Origin of the sequence: Flectobacillus sp. BAB-3569, from assembly GCF_002270355.1 — a bacterium.
GTDB classification, from domain to species: Bacteria; Bacteroidota; Bacteroidia; order Cytophagales; family Spirosomataceae; genus Flectobacillus; species Flectobacillus roseus.
In genome coordinates, this window is the sequence record NZ_NJFZ01000060.1 from 1 (window position 1) to 759 (window position 759).

Sequence of the window (759 nt, forward strand, 5' to 3'; positions counted from 1 at the left end):
CAATGTTTTGCTTAAACATTCTAAAGGCGAAAACGCTGGCTGGATGGTCATTACCACTGGCTGGGCAATGGCAGTTACCATTGGAATCTTTGTCTCTACGGCATTTGGGAGTCCGGCGGCACATCTTAATCCTGCGGTTACAGWAGCKACTDCTAACAAGTTCGTGACCTCGATGAATTGAAATTGCGTGTCTCTTACGGTGCAACAGGTAACGACCGTATCGATGCAACGGCTACTCAATTCTTGTTTGAAGCAACAACTTTACGTGGGCCTGGCTTTGGCAACGTCGACAATGTGTATTATACCCCAACAGGAACCACATTGTATAATCCGAACCTAGTTTGGGAAACGACTATCAACCAAAATGCAGGTCTTGATTTTGGTTTCTTTAAACAACGCTTGGTTGGTAGTTTGGATTTGTATCATAAAACTAGCAACTTATTATTGCAGTCTGCCATTCCTTCGAGCTCTGGTTTTACCAGACAATGGAATAACGTGGGAAGTACTTCAAACCGTGGGGTTGAATTGTCATTGACAGGATATATTATCGACAAGCCAGATGCTTCATTTTTCTGTAAACTTAAACTTCGGTATCAACAAAGCTAAAGTAGAGGCATTGGATGGAACTCAGGAGCGCTTCTTCCAGTCAAACTGGGCAAGYACYKWCGTGCATAGTGTCCACTCACAAATTTGTCGCTACGCCATTCTTTTACAGAAAAATAGGTTTTAGAGAATTTCTGCACAACAAATTTTTCAAAA

General features: G+C 42.3%; 1 protein-coding gene and 1 pseudogene. Both read left to right on the forward strand.

Translation table 11 applies throughout. The features are described 5' to 3' along the window. Positions 1-142, forward strand: a pseudogene (locus tag BWI92_RS26305) (aquaporin family protein); the annotation flags it as partial. Between the two features lie 35 nt (positions 143-177). Next, positions 178-606, forward strand: a complete 429-nt coding sequence (locus tag BWI92_RS26310) for a TonB-dependent receptor domain-containing protein (protein WP_229363594.1) — start codon at positions 178-180, stop codon at positions 604-606. Positions 607-759 lie beyond the last annotated feature (153 nt).